At 67.7% G+C, this 15,482-nt stretch carries 11 protein-coding genes and 1 pseudogene; 7 read left to right on the top strand and 5 right to left on the bottom strand.

All coding sequences use genetic code 11. The features are described from left to right. Positions 1-38: 38 nt before the first annotated feature. Positions 39-767 carry a hypothetical protein gene (locus J7024_RS05765; RefSeq protein WP_175751903.1) on the top strand — a complete coding sequence of 243 codons (729 nt, stop codon included), beginning with the start codon at positions 39-41 and terminating at the stop codon, positions 765-767. A gap of 64 nt (positions 768-831) precedes the next feature. Here J7024_RS05765 and J7024_RS05770 read toward each other — a convergent pair whose 3' ends face one another. Beyond that, the gene (locus tag J7024_RS05770) at positions 832-3,171 is read right to left on the bottom strand and encodes an Orn/Lys/Arg decarboxylase N-terminal domain-containing protein (RefSeq protein WP_175751905.1); all 2,340 of its coding nucleotides are present in this window, start codon (positions 3,169-3,171) and stop codon (positions 832-834) included. A 3-nt stretch (positions 3,172-3,174) separates the two neighbouring features. Continuing rightward, entirely contained in the window at positions 3,175-4,704 is a 1,530-nt protein-coding gene (gene adiC, locus J7024_RS05775; protein ID WP_124830041.1) for an arginine/agmatine antiporter, read from the bottom strand. 587 nt (positions 4,705-5,291) lie between these two features. Here adiC and J7024_RS05780 point away from each other — a divergent pair. From J7024_RS05780 to J7024_RS05795, 4 genes are all read left to right on the top strand, one after another. Then, the gene (locus J7024_RS05780; RefSeq protein WP_124830042.1) at positions 5,292-6,746 is read left to right on the top strand and encodes a M20 family metallopeptidase; all 1,455 of its coding nucleotides are present in this window, start codon (positions 5,292-5,294) and stop codon (positions 6,744-6,746) included. A gap of 50 nt (positions 6,747-6,796) precedes the next feature. Continuing rightward, positions 6,797-7,906, top strand: coding sequence for a malate/lactate/ureidoglycolate dehydrogenase (locus J7024_RS05785; protein WP_124830043.1), 1,110 nt, complete (start codon positions 6,797-6,799; stop codon positions 7,904-7,906). A gap of 24 nt (positions 7,907-7,930) precedes the next feature. Next, a complete protein-coding gene (locus J7024_RS05790) occupies positions 7,931-8,479 on the top strand; it encodes a TfoX/Sxy family protein (RefSeq protein ID WP_124830044.1) in 549 nt (182 codons plus the stop codon). 293 nt (positions 8,480-8,772) lie between these two features. Then, positions 8,773-9,351, top strand: coding sequence for an NnrU family protein (locus J7024_RS05795; RefSeq protein WP_124830045.1), 579 nt, complete (start codon positions 8,773-8,775; stop codon positions 9,349-9,351). 99 nt (positions 9,352-9,450) lie between these two features. Here J7024_RS05795 and J7024_RS05800 read toward each other — a convergent pair whose 3' ends face one another. The 3 genes and pseudogenes from J7024_RS05800 to J7024_RS05810 all read right to left on the bottom strand — a co-directional run. Continuing rightward, on the bottom strand, positions 9,451-10,821 hold the full coding sequence (locus J7024_RS05800) for an amino acid permease (protein WP_124830046.1): 1,371 nt from the start codon (positions 10,819-10,821) through the stop codon (positions 9,451-9,453). A 309-nt stretch (positions 10,822-11,130) separates the two neighbouring features. Further along, positions 11,131-11,868 carry a sulfite exporter TauE/SafE family protein gene (locus tag J7024_RS05805; protein ID WP_175751909.1) on the bottom strand — a complete coding sequence of 246 codons (738 nt, stop codon included), beginning with the start codon at positions 11,866-11,868 and terminating at the stop codon, positions 11,131-11,133. 215 nt (positions 11,869-12,083) lie between these two features. Continuing rightward, positions 12,084-12,326 (bottom strand): annotated as a pseudogene (locus J7024_RS05810) (DUF488 family protein); the annotation flags it as partial. A 220-nt stretch (positions 12,327-12,546) separates the two neighbouring features. On the opposite strand from J7024_RS05810, the gene J7024_RS05815 reads away from it, so the two are divergent. Together J7024_RS05815 and J7024_RS05820 are read left to right on the top strand one after the other, a co-directional pair. Then, positions 12,547-13,269, top strand: a complete 723-nt coding sequence (locus tag J7024_RS05815; RefSeq protein ID WP_124830047.1) for a response regulator — start codon at positions 12,547-12,549, stop codon at positions 13,267-13,269. 4 nt (positions 13,270-13,273) lie between these two features. Further along, positions 13,274-15,482: ATP-binding protein (locus J7024_RS05820; RefSeq protein ID WP_234744850.1), on the top strand; the 2,209-nt coding region annotated here is incomplete at its 3' end.

Consider the following 15,482-nt stretch of genomic DNA (forward strand, 5'->3'; position numbering starts at 1 on the left):
TGCACCATTCATTCACCACAACGACAAGGAAAATCACCATGGGCCTGCTGGGAAAGCTGTTCGGAAAGAAACCGCGTGACGAAGCGGCAACACCCACGCCGCGGCACGACGCGAACGAAGCAAGCGAAGCAGGCAACGCGAACGAGCAGGGCGCGCCCGACATCGCGCCGGAACTCGCGCCCGCGCTGAAGGCATTCCAGGCCGGCCGGCACGAGGCGGCGATCGCGGCGGCGGCCCCGCACGTGGAACGGCTGGCCGATGCGGCGCGCCTGTGCGCGCTGTCGTACTCGGCGATGAAGCGCTACCAGGAAGCGTTTCCTTACTGGCTCGGGCTGTTCCAGCACGAGCCGAGCGCGCACAACGCGGTGCAACTCGCGACGACGTCCGTGATGTGCGGCGAAGTGGCGCGCGGCGAAGCGTGGATGGAGAAGGCGGCCGAGGTCAATCACGACACGCACGAGCAGTCGGACGTAGCAGCGCGCGTGAACTTCATTTCGGCGCTGATGCAAAGCGGCCACGTGCGCGAAGCGCTGCCGCATCTTGCGTGGGTGCGCGATGTATACGGCCACGTGCGCATTACCGACTCGACCTTCCTCTACATGCGCGGCATTCCGTTCTTTTCTTCATTCCTCGAGAACAGTCTCGAGATCCTGAAGGCCACGCAGCCGGCCGACGCGATCGTGTCGTGGTACGGAGAACTGAAGGGCAAGCTCGACGAGGAAGGCGAAGCGCAGCTTGCCGCGTGGGTCGGTCAGTTGCCCGCCTGAGCGGCAGGCTGTCACGCGTGACAGCCTGCCGCGTCAAGCCGGCGCGGCGTCGCAACACATCCGTTCACCGCGTGGCGGTGTCGTGGTCGGCCTGCCGGATGCAGGCGATCCGGTACACGCCGTCTTCGACTTCGACGCCGTGCGTATCGTGCGTGAAGCCCGGGAAGCGCAGGTCGTACTGTTCGAGCGCCTTCAGGTAGCCGAGCAGCGGGCCGTCGGCCGGGCCCGCGTTCTCGCCCGGCATCAGCAGCGGAATGCCCGGCGGATAGGGCACGACGCCCGTCGCGACGGTGCGGCCCGCCATTTCCGACAGCTCCAGCATCTCGATGTCGTTGTGCACCAGATGCTCGAACGCCTCGGCGGGGCTGAAGTCCGGCTGCGGCAGCGTCGAGAAGCCGCGCGACATCATCTCGGTCGTCCTCAGGTCGCTCATCGCGCTGAACATCAGGTCGCACAGCTCGCGCAGCCCGAGCTTGCCGTAGCGCTCCGGATAGCGCGCGACGAGTTCCGGCAGCGCCTGTTCGAGCGGCGCGTTCGTGTCGTAGTCGCGCTTGAAGTCGAGCAGCGTGTTGACGAGCGTGCCCCACTTGCCCTTCGTCACGCCGAGCGAGAACAGGAACAGGATCGTGAAGTCGGTCGTTTTCTCGACGACGATGCCGTGCCGGTCCAGATATGCGGTGACGACCGACGCCGGAATGCCGACCGGCATCAGCCCGCCGTTCGGCGCGACGCCCGGCGTGACGATCGACACCTTGATCGGATCGAGCATGCAGTAGTCGTCCTCGATGTTGCCGAAGCCGTGCCACGTATCGCCCGGATGCAGCACCCAGCATGACGGGTCGGTGGCGAGCAGCGTTTCGTCCGCTTCATGGAAGCGCACGCGCCGGCCCGTCTTGCGGTCGACGACGATGTCCGGCTGCCAGCCGTTGAAGAACCAGTCGTCGTTCTCCTCGCATTCCGCATGCAGCCGCGCAAGCATCCGGCGGAACGATACCGCCTCGCGGATCGCGTCGGTCGTCAGCGCCTCGCCGCCGGGGCCGTCCATCATCGCGGCGCTCACGTCGTTCGACGCGATGATCGCGTAGTTCGGCGACGTCGACGCATGCATCATGTACGCCTCGTTGAAGCGCGCATGCTCGATCGGGTTGCGGCCGTCGCGGATATGGATGAACGACGCCTGCGACAGCGCGGCGAGCAGCTTGTGCGTCGACTGCGTCGCGAACACGGTCGGCTTGCTCGCGTCGTGCTGAGACGGATCGCCGTGCATCGCGTGACGGTCGCGGTAGATCGGGTTGAAGCGCGCATAGCCATACCAGGCTTCGTCGAAATGCAGCCGGTCGACGCTCTGGCCGAGCAGTTCCTCGACGCGCGCGACGTTGTAGCAGAGGCCGTCGTAAGTCGAGTTCGTGATCAGCGCATGCACCGGCGCCGGATCGATGCCGTCGCGGTCGCGCACCAGCGGGTTCGCGTCGATCGCGAGGCGCACGGCGGCGGCCGTGAGCCGTTCCGGCATGATCGGCCCGATGATCCCGTAATGGTTGCGCGACGGGATCAGGTAAGTCGGAATCGCGCCGGACATCGTCATCGCGTGCTCGGCCGACTTGTGGCAGTTGCGGTCGCACAGCGCGACCTGGTTGCGCGTGACGCTTGCCATCAGGATCACGCGGTTCGACATCGACGAGCCGTTCGTCACGTGATACGTGCGGTGCGCGCCGAACACGCGCGCCGCGTAGCGCTCGCTTTCGCCGATCGGCCCCGAGTGGTCGAGCAGCGAGCCGAGTTCGCCGACCGAGATCGACAGGTCCGAGCGGAACAGCGCTTCGCCGAAGAATTCGAAATACGCGCGGCCGACCGGCGATTTCAGGAACGCGGTGCCGCCCGTGTGGCCCGGCGTGTGCCACGAGTATTCGTACACGCGCGAGAACTGCGCGAGCGCGCGGAACATCGGCGGCAGCACGGTCTCGCGGTAGCGTTCGATCGCGGCGACGATTCGCCCGCCGATGAACGCGGTGGTGTCTTCCAGCATCCAGATGAAGTCGTCGGCCTTGCGCATCGCGTCGACCGGAATCGCGGCCGCGCTCGCGCGGCTCGCGAGCAGGAACACCGGCACCGTCGCATTGCGCGCGCGCATCGCGTCGAGCACGGCCTGCGCGGGCGCATGCGCGGGATCGTTGCCGAGCTCCCAGTTCAGCAGCAGGCACTGGATCGCGGGATCGGCATTGACGACGGCGCACGCGTCGTCGGCGGACGTCGCGATCACGACGTCGACGAGCCGCGCGCGCAATTCCTCGGCGAGCGCGGTGGCGGCGCGACCGGTGGCGGTGCGCTCGTCGATGTCGTGCTGCACGAGCAGTGCCTTCATGCCGAGGCGGCGGAATGCCGGTTGGGTCAAGGAAGCGGTCATCTGTTATTCCCCCGTTGGTTGAGTGGCCGGGATGCCTGCGGCGGCAGGCGAGCGTGCGAGAAGGCGGTCGGCCTTGTGCTGGCCGACGGAGATCCAGAAGGTCGCGACGAGCGCGACGATGGTGACGGCGAGCGCGAAGTAGCGCACCCAGCGCGGCGAGCGGCCGCCCGGATGGATGTGGGTTTCCGCGATTTCGCGCTGGCGGTTGATCGACAGCTCGTAGAACACGATCGTCGCGATCACGAAGATCAGCGACCAGCGCGTCTGCTGACCGTCGGAGCCGACCATCGCCCACAGCGAATAGACGGCGCCGATCAGGCCGACGATCGTGTAGAAGGTGAACTGGTGCGACGGCATCTTGCCGTAGCCGAGCACCTTGATCGCGATGCACGAGTAGATGTACGGCAGCAGCGTCATGATCACGGCGATCGACGCGATCTTGCCGAACTGCTCGCTCGCGCTCGGCGACATCGTCGCGAGCACCTGCACCGACATGATCACCGCGACGATCGCGAGGCCGGCCGACGGCACGTTCTTCGAGTTGACGCGCGCGAACACGCCGGCGAACAGGCCGTCGTCTGCCGCGGCCTTCGCAGTCTGGCCGACCAGCAGCGTCCAGCCCGCGAGCGAGCCGAGGCAGCCGAGCGCCGCGCAGATGGCCACCGCGTTGGCGGCGGTGTTGCCGAGCGCGAGGCGCGCGGCATCCGCGAACGGCGCACTCGATGCGAGCAGCGCCTTGTTCGGGATCATCCCCATGATCACGGTCGAGCTGAGCACGTAGCAGACGGCCGCGAGCACGACGCCGCCGACGGTCGCGATCGGCACGTTGCGCGACGGGTTCTCGACGACGCCGGCCGACACCGATGCGCTTTCGACTCCGATGAACGCCCACAGCGTGAAGTTCAGCGTCGCGCCGATCGCGCTGAAGCTGCTCGCGCCCGACACGTTCCAGCCGGCGAAGTACACGTCCTTGCTGAACCAGAACCAGCCGAACACGGCCATCCCGAGGATCGGCACGAGTGCGCAGATCGTCGTGACCGACTGCACGCGGCCGACCACGTTCGGCCCGAGGATGTTCGCGTAGGTGAACAGCCAGATCACGAAGATCTGCGCGAGCGCGAACACGAGCGGGTCGTGCAGGACCGGGAAGAAGTGCGTCAGGTAGCCGAGGCCGGCGACCGCGAGGCCGACGTTGCCGAGCACGTTCGCGAGCCAGTAGATCAGGTTGGTCTGGTAGCCGATGTACGGGCCGAACGACTTGCGTGCATACGCATACGGGCCGCCGGCGGCCGGGTCGATCGCCGCGAGCTTCGCGAACACCAGCGCGAGCGACACGGCGCCGACCACGGTGATCAGCCAGCCGAAGATCGCGATGCCGCCGGTGGCGGCGAGGTTCGCGGGCAGCATGAAGACGCCGGAGCCCATCATGTTGCCCGCGACCATCAGCGTGGCGGGAATGACGCCGATCTTCGGCGCGGAAGCCGCGGCTGGCGCGGCGGCGGAACGGGAGGAGGACGAGCTGGCATCGGACATGCGAGGCTCCTGGAAAAGACGTGATGCGGTTGAGGTGGCGCGGCCCGGCGCCGATCGACGATTCCGGAATGGATCGTCGTTTTATTAAGCGAAGCCATGTTATCCCGTTAATCGGATCGTGTAATGGAAAACGCCGGGATTTAATGAGTTAAATGTTGATGGATGTCATTGAAATCCGGCGACGGGTGTTGCGGTGCGGCATGGCGGCGCCGTGCATCAAGGCTGACGGGGGATGGTGCGGGTGCAGGAAAATCGAGAATCGCGCCGGTCGTTCGTCGATGAATAATTCATTTTTGACGAATTGGTTAAATCATTCAGTGATGTAAATAATGGGGCAATTTATTTTAGAATTTGTGGGTATTATCTGGCGCATTAAACCTGTCAATGCGTCGATGCCCATGACGCACATGACGATTTCTCGTTCCGAAAGGTGATGCCGATGCTGCCTTCCCGTTTGCCGCCGATCCAGGCTCCGATGGTCGGTTCGTCGAGCGCGCTTGCGTCCGCGTTCCCGCTCGCGACGGCCCCGGGCGGGGACCATCGGCGTATCATCCGGATTTTCGTCAGCCCTATCCAGGCACCCCACCATGACCTCCGTCGACACTACCCCCGTCCTCGACCATGACAAGCTCGTTACCTTCGTCGAGCGCAAGTGGAACGATGAAATCCTCCATGCACTGACCGACTACATCGCGATCCCCGCGAAGAGTCCCGCATTCGACCCCGACTGGGCGAAGCGCGGGTATCTCGAACGGGTCGTGACCGATGCCGCGCAGTGGGCCGAACGCCAGCCGGTGAAAGGCCTGAAGCTCGAGATCGTGCGTCTGCCCGGCCGCACGCCGGTGATCTTCTTCGAAACGCCCGCGACGCGCCCGGGCAGCACCGACACGATCCTGCTGTACGGCCACCTCGACAAACAGCCCGAATTCGACGGCTGGCGTGCGGACCTCGGCCCGTGGACGCCGAAGTTCGAGAACGGCAAGCTGTACGGCCGCGGCGGCGCGGACGACGGCTACGCGATCTACGCAAGCCTCGCGGCGCTCGGCGCGCTCGACGAGCAGGGCGTCGAGCGGCCGCGCTGCGTCGGCCTGATCGAGACCTGCGAGGAATCGGGCAGCTACGACCTGCTGCCGTACGTCGATGCGCTGCGCGATCGGCTCGGCCAGGTGTCGCTCGTCGTGTGCCTCGATTCGGGCGCCGGCAATTACGACCAGATGTGGCTCACCACGTCGCTGCGCGGGCTCGTGTCCGGCGACCTGCAGGTCGAGGTGCTTGAGGAAGGCATCCATTCGGGCGTCTACGGTGGCATCGCGCCGTCGAGCTTCCGCGTGATGCGCCAGTTGTTCGAACGCCTGGAAGACGCGAAGAACGGCAACCTGTTGCCGGGCGTGTTCCATTGCGAGATTCCGGACAGCCGCGTGCGCGAAGCCGACGCGGCCGCCGCGATTCTCGGCGACACCGTGTGGAAGGGGCTGCCGTGGGCCTGCGGGATGGACGGCAAGCCCGTGCTGCCGACCACGACCGATCCGCGCGAGGCGCTGCTGAATTCGACGTGGCGTCCGTCGCTGTCGGTGACGGGCGCGGCCGGCATGCCGGCGCTCGCCGATGCGGGCAACGTGCTGCGTCCGCGCACCGCGTTCAAGCTGTCGCTGCGCCTGCCGCCGCTCGTCGATGCCGCGCAGGCCGTGCAGCAGCTGAAGGCACTGCTCGAACTCGATCCGCCGTACAACGCGAAGGTCACGTTCAAGCCGGACGCGGGCGCCGCGACCGGCTGGAGCGCGCCGGACCTCGCGCCGTGGCTCGCGTCGTCGCTCGACGCCGCGTCGCGCCGCCACTTCGGTGCAGATTGCGCGTACATGGGCCTCGGCGGCACGATCCCGCTGATGAACGTGCTGCAGGCCGGTTTCCCGTCCGCGCAGTTCATGGTGTGCGGCGTGCTCGGACCGAAGTCGAATGCGCACGGCCCGAACGAGTTCCTGCACGTGCCGTACGCGAAGAAGCTCACCGCGGCGGTAGCGGACGTGATCGCGTCCGCGCGCTGAGCGCCGTTGCTGCCCATCCCGCCTCGACCTGACCCGACGGAGCCTTGCCGATGACCGCGCTGCCGACACCTGATACCGAACCGCTGCGCATGCGCGCCGAACCGCTGCATGCATTCGTCGCGGCACTGTGGGAGCAGGCCGGCAGCAGCGAGCGCGAGGCGCGGCTCGTCGCCGATCATCTGGTCGGCGCGAATCTCGCGGGTCACGATTCGCACGGGATCGGGATGATCCCGAACTACGTCGCGTCGTGGCGGGAAGGGCAGTTGCAGTTGAACGGGCACGCGTCGATCGCCCGCGACGGCGGCGCGGTGCTCACGGTCGACGGCGGACGCGGCTTCGGCCAGGTGATCGCGTTCGAGGCGATGGTCGAAGGCATCGAGCGTGCGCGCCGCATGGGCATCTGCGCGATCGGGCTGCGCGACGTGCATCACCTCGGCCGTATCGGGCACTGGGCCGAGCAATGCGCGCGCTCGGGGCTCGTGTCGTTTCACTTCGTCAACGTGCCGGGCGACCTGCTGGTCGCGCCGCTGCACGGCACCGATCCGCGTTTCGGCACGAATCCGTTCTGCGCCGCGTATCCGCGCGCGGGTCAGCCGCCGCTGCTGCTCGACTTCGCGACGAGCGCGATCGCATACGGCAAGACGCGCGTCGCCCATAACCAGGGCAAGCGCGTGCCGGCCGGGTCGCTGATCGATCATCTCGGCCGGCCGACCGACGATCCGGCCGTCATGCACGAGCAGCCGTTCGGCTCGCTGCTGCCGTTCGGGCTGCACAAGGGCTATGCGCTCGCCGCGATGTGCGAGATCTTCGGAGGCGCGCTGGTCGGCGGCCATACGACGTACGGCGACACGCTGCAGAAGACGAGCGCGATCGTGAACGGGATGCTGTCGGTGCTGATCGACCCGAACGCGTTCGATGCGGCCGATGCGCAGCGCGAGGCCGATGCGTTCGTCGCATGGGCGAAGGCGTCGCCGCAGGCGGGCGATGCGCCGGTGCAGATGCCCGGCGAGCCGGAGGAGGCGAGTCGCGCCGCGCGTGGCGCCGACGGCATTCCGGTCGATCGCGCGACGTGGCGGCAGATTCGCGAAAGCGCGGCGCTCGTCGGCTTCGACGACGCCCGGCTCGACGCGTGGACGCAGCGCTGTACCGGCGCAGCGTGACCGGCTAGCCCGAGCGAGCGGCTGATGAGCTGGCAGGCGGACAAGGCGCATGGCGACGAGATCGCGTATCAGGTCGCGAGCCTCGGTCGCGTCGACGTCACGCGGTTCTTCAGCGGCGCGGCGATGCGGCTCGATGGCGTGATGTTCGGGTTTCTCGCGCGCGGGTCGCTGTTCCTGCGGGTCGACGACGTGAACCGGCCGGCGTTCATCGCGGCGGGGATGGGGCCGTTCTCGTACACGGGGCGCACGCGGACCGTCGCGCTCGAAGGCTATTACGAAACGCCGGCCGACGTGCTCGAGGATGCCGGCGCGCTGTTCGACTGGTGCCGCAGCGCGTATCGCGCGGCGCTGTTGGCGGGTGCGCCGAAGCGCAAGGCGAAGAAGGTGGCCGGGCCGAAACCGGCGAAGGAACCGGCAGGAGCGTCGAAACCGGCAGCGAAACGGAGTACGAGGCCGTCGCCGAAGGCGGCGGAAGCGGCTGCGAAACCCGCCACGAAAGCGGGCGCGAAGCCGGTCACGAAACCCGCCACACAGCCCGCCCCGAAATCCGCGTCGAAGCGCAAGCAACCGTAGCATCAGCCGCACGCCGTCACGGCGGCGGGATGTCCGTTGTCCTCTCTTTCCGTTTTGTCCTTGCCGGGCGAGTCGGGCGATACCTCGCATCCGCACGGGATACACGAAAGCGCCAGGCTTGCCGCACCGCACATTCCCGATGCTTCACAACGGCGGTTGTGGCGTTTATGATCGGCGCGGGTTGCGTCCGCGTCTCGCGCATTCCCCGCCGGCCTCGCTGCCGGCTCCGCGAACGGCGCGTCGAATGCCGCGCGGAATGGCTCCCCCCTCGACACTCCAGACGGAGACAGCCGATGCTCGTCCTGATTCTCGGTTTAGCGATCTTCCTCGGTGTGCACTCGATCCGGATCGTGGCCGACGGCTGGCGCACCGCGATGATCGAACGCATCGGCGAGAAGGGCTGGAAGGCCGGGTATGCGATCGCATCGATCGTCGGCTTCGTACTGATCGTGCGCGGCTACGGGCTCGCGCGCGAGAACGTGACGCTGCTGTGGGTGTCGCCCGTCGGCGTGCGCCACCTGACCGGCGTGCTGACCGCCGTTGCGTTCGTGCTGATCGCCGCCGCGTACGTGCCGCGCAACCGGATCAAGCCGCTCGTCCATCATCCGATGCTGGCCGGCGTGATGGTATGGGCGGTCGCGCACCTGCTCGCGAACGGCACGCTGCATGCGGTCGTGCTGTTCGGCGCGTTCTTCGTGTGGTCGCTGGTCGATTTCGTCGTGTCGCGCGCACGCGATCGCCGCGATGGCGTTCGCTATCCGCCCGGCAGACTGTCTGGCGACATCATCGCCGTCGTGGCGGGGCACATCGTGTGGGCCGTGTTCGCGCTGTTCCTGCATGGCCCGCTGATCGGCGTGCGGCCGTTCGGTTGAACGGGCGCGCCTGCCAGGGTTGACTGGCGGGCGCGCACGAACCGGCCGCCGCACCCGCGTGTGTTGCGTGTCGAGGCAGCCGCACGGCCGCCTGAGCGCTCAGCGCACCGACGGCTGTCCGAGCGACGACGATTTGCGTCGCATGAAATACGACGCGACGATCACCAGCGCCGTCGACACCGTGAACCAGAACTGGAACTGCGAATCCGGGTTGAACGCCTGCGAGCCGAGCACGGCGACCAGCGCGAGCAGCGCGACCCAGTTCGATACCGGATAGAACCATGCGCGGAACGCCGTCGGATCGCGCTGTTCGCTCTTCGTCTGCCGGCGCATCGCGAAGTGCGCGACGATGATGAAGATCCACACGATCATCACGAACGCGCCGCTGCTTTTCGCGAGCATCAGGAACAGGTCGCCGCCGCTGACGAAGTGAATCGCGAGGATCGACACGCAGAGCGCGAGGCACAGCAGGAGCGCGTTCATCGGCACGCCTTTCGCGTTGGTGCGGCCGAACATCGCGGGCGCGTGGCCGCGCTGGCTCAGCGAGAACAGCATGCGCGAGTTCGAGAACAGAAACGAGTTCATCACCGACATGAACGACACGAACAGCACGAGCTTCATCGCGATGGCCGCGCCCGCGAAGCCCGCCATGCCGAACAGCGACACATACGGCGACTTCAGGTTGGCCTTGTCGGTCCACGGCATGCACAGGATCAGGATCGACACCGAGCCGACGTAGAACATCATCACGCGCACGATCACGCTCTTGATCGCGCGGATCACGTTCTTGCGCGGGTTCTCCGATTCGCCGGCGGCGACCGCCGCGATCTCGCTGCCCCCGAGCGAGAAGATCACGACCATCACGCCCGCGAGCACGGGCGAGATGCCGTTCGGCATGAAGCCGCCGTGGTCCGTCAGGTTCACGAGGCCGGGAGCGGGAATGCGCGGCTGGAAGCCCAGCAGGATCGACACGCCGAGCCCCATGAAGACGATGATCGTCGTTACCTTCGCGAACGACAGCCAGTATTCGGCTTCGCCGAACGAGCGTACCGAGTACGCGTTGCTCGCGATCAGCGTGACCAGCATGAACAGCGCGCCGCCCCATATCGGCAGCCACGGCAGGAAATCGTGGAGGATTGCGCCGAGCAGGATCGCCTCGACCGTGATCGTCATCATCGACTTGAACCAGTACAGCCAGCCGACCGCATAGCCGGCCCATTCGCCGAGATACGCGCTCGCATACGTCGAGAACGACCCGCTGTCGGGGTTGCGCGACGCCATTTCGCCAAGCATGAACATCACCAGCGTGACGATCACGCCGCCGATCAGGTACGACAGGATCGCCGCGGGACCGGCGGACGCGATGATCGCGCCGGAGCCGACGAACAGGCCCGCGCCGATCACGCCGCCCAGCGCGATCATCGTGATGTGTCGTTGTTTGAGGCTTTGCCTCAATGAGTTGTCCTGCATCTCCTACCTCTATTTATTGTTGGCCGGGAAGGTATCGGGCGGGGGCTGCGGCAAGCCTTCTGCCGCCGCGCGGTGCGCCGATGTCGGGAGCGTATGCGACGCGATGTGCCGGGCCGGCGGTGGATGATGATGACGGAGGCGCCGGCCGCGGATTGCCGGGCGTTGCCCGCGAGCGGGCAATGACGATGGCAGCCCCGGATTGTCGGCGGACGCGGGCGCGACCGCAAACGAGATATCCGAAAGACGTCTTGCGGTTTGCTCATCAATTGCCGTTGCGGCGGCGCCGCGCCGGCCGTTCCCGCGCGTGCGTCAGATCGGCTTGACGAACAGCCCGACGGTGAGCGCGCCGCCGATGCAGACGATGCCGATCCGCAGCACGCGTTCGTTGACGCGATGCAGTGCCCACGCGCCGAGCAGGCCGCCCACGATCGCGCCGCCGCCGAGCGCGATCGCCGCGCGCCAGTGCAGGTCGGGCGAGGTCACGAACAGCACGACCGCGGATGCGTTCATCACGCCGGCGAGCGCGTTCTTGGTCGACATCGCGTGACGCGGCGACAGGCCGGCCATCGTCAGCGCAGCCATCATCAGGAAGCCGATTCCGCCGCCGAAGTAGCCGCCGTAGATCGCGATCAGGAACTGCGAGATCGCGGCCGTGACCGGGCCGAGATGCTGCGCGCCCGCACTCGGCCTGCGGAAGAAACTGCCCCACGCGAACACGACCGTCGCGAACAGCACGAGCCACGGCACGAGGTGCGAGAAGATCGACGACGGGGTTTTCAGCAGCAGCAGCCCGCCGAGCGCGCCGCCGACCACGCTGAGCGCGAACAGCGCGCGAAACGACAGCTTGCCCGCGCCTTGCACCATGTTCCGGCTGGCCCAGCCGGTGGTGACCTGGCCCGGGAACAGCGCGACCGTCGACGTGATGTTTGCCGCGAGCGGCGACATCCCCGACACGATCAGCGCGGGCAACGTCACGAACGAGCCGCCGCCCGCGAGGGCGTTCTGCAAGCCTGCCCACAGGCCGGCGAGGATGATGAGAGCGAGCATCGGTGCGGGAATTCGGAGGTGGCAGGCTCGCATGCCGGAGGCGGGCATGCGCGGTGGTCGTTCGATGGTAATGCAGGATGGCCGACACGCAAATCGGGGCGAGTGCGGGGCCGCGGACGTGCGGGGCGTGTCGCGTCACGCCGTCACGCCGCCATGTCGTTATCGCGCCAACGTTCCCCGGGCGTGCGACCGGCGCCGCGTCGCTCGTCCGGTTCCGGTTGCGTGGCGGGTGCTTGCGCCGCAGCATCGCCTTCTACGTCCGGATAGACGACCGAGCCGCCCGTCCTGATCACAGCGCCGGCCGTGAGGCGCGCGGGCCCGACGCGGTCTTGGCCCATGATGCGCGGCACCGTTTCGCCGCGCGCGATCAGGTAGCCGGACACGATACGCCGGTGACAGCGCCACCACACGGCTTCCGAACACATGATCGCACGGCGCTGCCGGTGCCCTTGCGCGATCGGGGCACGTTCACGCGAAGACGGAAGCGACGTCGTGCGCATCCACGCGCCGCTCCGAGTTCTCGCGAACTTGCCAGGATCGACCTGAATCAGCCACCATTCGTTTCCGGGCCGACTGCGTCATGCCATCGCAGTCCGGCCTCATATTGCCGGAACGGCCAGTCCGCACCGTACGGACGATCAAAAAAGGCGCGCAGGACCAGCTCAGAGGAGAACACCCATGTCGGAAAAACAACGGATCCTGGTGGTGGACGACGATCCGGAAGTGCGTGCCTGGCTGACGAGCGCGCTGGAAGAAGCCGGGTTCGGGGTTTCGGCGGTCGACAGCGCCGCCGGGATGCAGCAGCAGCTCGCGGCCGCGCCGCACGCGCTCGTGATTCTCGACCTGAAGCTGCGCGGCGAGGACGGCCTGACGGTCGCGCGCGAGCTGCGGCGCCGCTCCGACGTGTCGATCATCATGATCAGCGGCCTTGGCGACGAGACGGATCGCGTGCTAGGCCTCGAGACCGCGGCCGACGATTTCGTCACGAAACCGTTCTCCGGGCGCGAATTGATCGCGCGCGTGCGCGCCCAGTTGCGGCGTACGACCGAGCTGTCGATGCCGCGCCCCGCATCGAACGGCGGCGGCCCGCGCTACTGCTTCGACGGCTGGACGATGGATCTGGCCGCGCGCACGCTGACGCACAACGGTGCGCCGTGCTCGCTGACACAGGGCGAATTCGAGCTGCTCGCCGCGATGGTGCAGCAGCCGTCGCGCGTCTGGTCGCGCGACCGGTTGCTCGAACATACGCGCGGCTTCGGCATCGATGTATACGACAGAACGATCGACGTGCTGATCCTGCGCCTGCGCCGCAAGATCGAACCGAACCCCGAGCAGCCGACTTATATCCGCACGCAGCGTGGCGTCGGCTATATGTTCGCGGTGCCCGTCGTGCGCGTGTGACGCGATGCGCGCGACGTTCAGGCTGTTGCCGCCCTGGAGTGTCCGGGCCAAGCTGATCGCGACGTTCCTGCTGCTGTTCGGCATCACGCTCGCAGTCGTGGTGGTCGGCGTGCTCGGCATGCGCGCGAACCAGAACGCGCTCGACGAATACGAGGCGAACGTGGTGCCGGAGATCGCCCGTGCGCTCGAGTTGTCGGACAAGGTCGCGCAGCTCGCCGCGGTCGCGCCGAGCATGATGCTGACGGATTCTTCTGACCTGCTGCACAACGACACCGAGCTGCTGCGCGGCCTGCTCGGCGACATCCGGCGGTTGTCGCCGGGCTTCGGCAAACAGCCGGGGCCCGCCGCCAAGGCCGGCGAGCGACTCGCGGTGATCGACGATCTCGACGCGATCGACCAGGATCTCGCCAGGCTGCTGATCGTGTCGGGCCGGCAGCGGCAACTCAAGGAGGAACTGAGCGACCTGCGCGTCGCGAACGACCGCATCGGCGCAAGCATCGCGCGCGACAAGAGCGTGATTGCAAAGCGCGCGCCGACGCTGCTCGAGATCTGGGCCCGCACGGCCGGAGCGCTCCAGGCCGCGAACGCAGCGGAGCTCGGCAGCGCGGAAAGCGATAACGAGGCGCTGTGGCTGCGCGTGCGCGAGCGCGGCGAGGATCGTCTGCAGCCGGCGCTTGCTGACGCGCTGCAGCACCTCGACGGCGGCGCGCGCAGCGTGTTCGCGGTGCGCCGCGAATTCCTGTCGAGCGAAGCGCAGACGGGCTATCTCGTCACGCTCCTGCGCGGCCACGCGGATCACCTGAGCGGCAAGTCGGCGCGCTACGTCGAACGCTTGCGGCAGATCGCCAGCGAGCGCAGCGACAAGGTGCGCAAGGTCGCGGTCTCCAGCCAGTCGGGCCTGCTGCTGCTGGCCGTCGCGGGCGTCGCGGTCGCGCTGCTCGGCGTCGCCTACGCGAGCCGCATCCTGCACAAGCTGCAGGCGATGACGCGCGTGATGGCGCGACTCGCGAAAGGGATTACGTCCGACCGGATGCCGTCGACGCACCGGCCCGACGAAATCGGCGAGCTGGCGCGCGCGTTCGAGGTGTTTCGCACCAATCTGATCGAAAAGGAGCAACTGACCCAGGGGCTCGAGTCGCAGCGCCGCCTGCAGGAGTCGGTGCTCAATTCGATGAACGACGGGGTGTCCGTCCACGACACGCACGGCAGCCTGATCGCGTGGAATCCGCCCTTCGCGACGCTGCTCGGGATCGACCCGGGCGCGCTGCATTCGGGCCTGTCGCTCGCGGCGCTGCGGCAGGCCATGCACCAGCCGGCGCGCTGGCGCCAGGTGTCGCGCGAAACCGCGACCCGCACGTCGGACGGCGCGCGTATCGCCGCATCGGCCGAACTGCACCTGCGGGACCAGCGGACCCTCGAATTCCACTGCCAGCCCCTTCCTGACGGCGGATGGGTGGCGGTCTGCCGCGACCTGACGAGCCGGCGCGCGGTCGAGGCGGAACTGCGTCAGGCGCAGAAGATGGATGTGCTCGGCCAGCTGACGGGCGGGGTGGCGCACGATTTCAACAATTTCCTCGTCGCGATACTCGGCAATCTGGAGCTGCTGTTGCCGCGGCTGGAAGGGCAGCAGGACGCGCAGACGATGGCCGAGCGGGCACGCCGCGCGGCCGAGCGTGCGTCGCGGCTCACGCGGCGGCTGCTCGCATTCGCACGGCGCCAGCCGCTGCGGGCCGAGCGCGTGTCGGTGAGGGCGATGCTCGCGGAAATGCTCGATCTCGTCGAATACTCGGCGGGCCAGCGAGTGGCCGTCGTGCTGGAGCCGGCCGCCGATCCGATGTGGGTGAACGTCGATCGCGGCCAGCTCGAGAACGCGGTCCTCAACCTGACGCTCAACAGCGCCGCCGCGATGCCGGACGGCGGGGAGCTGGCGCTGGCCGCGCGCCGCGAACCGGCGGCCGACGGCGGCGCCGCGCACGCGATCGTGCTGAGCGTCACCGACACGGGCTGCGGGATCGCGCCGGTGCTGCTCGACAAGGTGATCGAACCATTTTTCACAACCAAGGCGGCTGGCGAGGGGAGCGGGCTCGGACTCAGCAGCGTCTACGGCTTCGTGCGCCAGAGCGGCGGCGATCTGCGCATCCACAGCGAGGTTGGCCGGGGGACGCGCGTCGAACTGTGGCTGCCCGAGAGCGCGCCGCCCGACCGGCGCGGCG

The sequence above is a fragment of the Burkholderia sp. WTPI3 genome, assembly GCF_021483755.1.
Classification (GTDB): domain Bacteria; phylum Pseudomonadota; class Gammaproteobacteria; order Burkholderiales; family Burkholderiaceae; genus Burkholderia.